The following is a 2,581-nucleotide window of genomic DNA, read 5'->3' on the forward strand; positions in this document are numbered from 1 at the left end:
GGGGTATGATCTAAGCTGATCGCTACCTACATCATCGAAAACCAACGGCCGAGTACCTCATGAGTCAGTTAACAACCACAGCACGATTCGAATGCCCGGTATGTAGGAAAGAAGCTCATGCCACGGTCGAAGTGCCGGAGGTCGACTGGTGCGTTGAGCCTCTCTCAGACTCACTATCTGAAGACGACGGTGAAATGGAATGTGACCAGTGCGGAGAGTTCTTCAACATCAACATTCAGAACTCCCCTGCTGGCTGCTTTATCGAGATGATTGACCATCCCAACGTGGAGGTTGACGCAGAAGAAGCCCCATTTGCATCCGATGACTCACAGGAAAACGAATGGCTGAACAATGCCATCCCGCAGAGACCATACGACGTCTACATCTCTAACTATTATCATCTGGGGGACGTGCTTGCAGAATGCTCAGGCAGTGAAGCGGGAGTTATTAGGCGATCTGCTGCGGTAATCCAGAGAATGATTTTCGCCGAGACGATCAGCTCGATGGAGGCTTACCTAGGAGACACACTCCAACAAGCTGTGCTAACCAGTGCCAAGGCAAAGCAACGTTTGACAGTAAAGGATAAAGAGCTGTCGAACGAGAAAGTCGCTTTGAGTGTGATCCTGGCAAATCCTAACGTGGTCAGCGACAAGATACGCACGTATCTCAAAGGGTTGCTATATCACAACCTGCCTAAGGTTGAGGCCATGTTCAAGATCGCCTTGGACGTAGATATTTTCCCGGATGAGGATCTCAAAGTCCGACTTCTTGAGATCGTACAAATCAGACACGACGTGGTACATCGAAATGGAAAGGACAAGGACGGAGAGGAACACTCATTCCCAACCGCCTGGGTTATGGAGGCGATGGAAAACGTGAGGACTTTCGTTGAAACCGTGGAGGCATCTGTCTCCCGTGCTCGTCTTGAATTACTCTATCCATCGATTGAAACGCAGCAGCCGGAATGAATTTGTATCCCTGTTTGTATCCCTATCGTTAGAATAACGCTGCAAGCCACGTATTATATGGAGCCCGACAGTCTCCCTCGGCACCTAAAATCAAGAGAGGTCTTGCTTAGCAAGGCCTTTTTTTTCGTCTGTCGGAAAGTGAACGCGCAATGCAGAACGCTCACCACCGCGCGGGTAGCACGTGACATCGCACGGACTCAGGTATCGGAGTCGGTTGCAGACTCAACCTGACCATCTCCCCCAAACAATCGCGCTGCTATCGCCCGCCCCCGCTCCAGCCCCTCCTCCGTCAACCAGACCGACTTGTTCCTGTTCACCGGATTACTAATGAAACCCTGTTCATGCAATCGGTTCATGATCTCGAAGTCGAACCCTTTCCAGGCATTTCCTTTATCGGAACTGAGTGCTGCCAACAGGGCAAGCACGGCGTCTTCCATCAGTTTGTCGTCGTATTCCATGGTCGTCACTCCATTCGTATCCAACAGTTAACGTCGAGTGTCTGAAGGTTCACCATAATACTCGCCGACCTCCGATCGAAATACCGCTCAACCCCGTGAAGGTTATTGATCGGCTTGCGAGTGCCCGGCCTCGCCTTTGGGCTGCACTTGTTGGTCTCACTCCGTATAATCACGCCCCTCTGAAAGTAGTCCACCGCATCAGTGGTTGCATCTACGCATTAACACTCATATTGACGGACATCGCTAAGGTCCCCCATGGAAACGTCACTGGAAACAGTCGCCCTTTTCTCCCTCAAGCTCGCTTACGAGGAAGAAGGCCTGAGCCCGATCCTGCGAGATGACATGGTCATGGGTGACTATCAGAAAGACGTATTCGAACTACTGGTGCGACGCGGGGATGTCGAGACCATTCAGTTCAAGATGAATGAATGCCTGGGCTTGGCGATGAATGCCTTGGGCGGCGTCGAGAAACCGCTGGGACGTGAGTTGCACAAGTTGTCCGCTGAGTTCAGCGAAGCGCGTTCGCTAGAGCAACTGGATCAGCCGCTCCTCGCGCTCAAGGGTTACTTGAAAGACATCTTGTAATGGGCTTTGCCGTTACAGCAGATGCTTCGAGATGTACTTGGAAATCTCCACCATCGACGTCTTCCCGGTGAACTCGAACTTCACTTTCCCCAGTGACGAGAAGTAAATCTCCAGCTCCGAATCCAGATCGAAGGTGCCCGAGGTTTCCACGGAGTAGGCGACGATGTTCTTGTATGGCAAGGAGGTGAAATCCTTCTTGCTGCCGGTAATGCCCTGAACGTTGACCGCGATGATGCGTTTGTTGGTAAACACCACGCCATCACGCATCGCCTTGTAGGAGTCGATCACTTCCTCACCGTCCAGCAACAGCGCGCTTACGCGCTCGGCGTACTCATCGTTTTGCTTGAGTTTGAAGAAGCCTTTGTTGTTGAAGTCGATCATCTGTCCATCCTCATATTCAAGAAAACATCCCGGTATTTTTTTGGTTCAACGACGGGCTTTCAGCACGCGGATATCGGTTGGGAACCCATCAGCGCCGACAAGCTTCTTCCAACCCAGATACTGAAACTCGCCCTTCTCATCAATGTAATCGCCCTTCTCCACGGATCGACCGCCAACCACCGCGATGCG

The 2,581-nt window shown here is 51.7% G+C and carries 4 protein-coding genes; 2 read left to right on the top strand and 2 right to left on the bottom strand.

All coding sequences use genetic code 11. The annotated features are described in order from the left end of the window. Positions 1 to 59 precede the first annotated feature (59 nt). On the top strand, positions 60 to 968 hold the full coding sequence (locus HT737_RS09705; RefSeq protein ID WP_182402385.1) for a hypothetical protein: 909 nt from the start codon (positions 60 to 62) through the stop codon (positions 966 to 968). A gap of 197 nt (positions 969 to 1,165) precedes the next feature. On the opposite strand, the gene HT737_RS09710 is transcribed toward HT737_RS09705, so the two are convergent. After that, on the bottom strand, positions 1,166 to 1,426 hold the full coding sequence (locus HT737_RS09710; protein WP_121187082.1) for a DUF6429 family protein: 261 nt from the start codon (positions 1,424 to 1,426) through the stop codon (positions 1,166 to 1,168). Positions 1,427 to 1,681: 255 nt separating this feature from the next. Between HT737_RS09710 and HT737_RS09715 the strand changes: the two genes are divergently transcribed. Further along, positions 1,682 to 2,011: a hypothetical protein gene (locus tag HT737_RS09715; protein WP_115984401.1), complete on the top strand. Its 330-nt coding sequence runs from the start codon at positions 1,682 to 1,684 to the stop codon at positions 2,009 to 2,011. A 12-nt stretch (positions 2,012 to 2,023) separates the two neighbouring features. On the opposite strand, the gene HT737_RS09720 is transcribed toward HT737_RS09715, so the two are convergent. Further along, positions 2,024 to 2,392, bottom strand: a complete 369-nt coding sequence (locus HT737_RS09720) for a PH domain-containing protein (RefSeq protein WP_034156100.1) — start codon at positions 2,390 to 2,392, stop codon at positions 2,024 to 2,026. Positions 2,393 to 2,581: the final 189 nt, after the last annotated feature.

Origin of the sequence: Pseudomonas sp. MD195_PC81_125 (assembly GCF_014060985.1) — a bacterium.
GTDB classification, from domain to species: Bacteria; Pseudomonadota; Gammaproteobacteria; order Pseudomonadales; family Pseudomonadaceae; genus Aquipseudomonas; species Aquipseudomonas parakoreensis.

Coding starts and splice junctions, on each gene's coding strand:
- HT737_RS09720 (WP_034156100.1), bottom strand. CDS start 2,392: ATGATCGACTTCAACAACAAAGGCTTCTTCAAACTCAAGCAAAACGAT.
- HT737_RS09710 (WP_121187082.1), bottom strand. CDS start 1,426: ATGGAATACGACGACAAACTGATGGAAGACGCCGTGCTTGCCCTGTTG.
- HT737_RS09715 (WP_115984401.1), top strand. CDS start 1,682: ATGGAAACGTCACTGGAAACAGTCGCCCTTTTCTCCCTCAAGCTCGCT.
- HT737_RS09705 (WP_182402385.1), top strand. CDS start 60: ATGAGTCAGTTAACAACCACAGCACGATTCGAATGCCCGGTATGTAGG.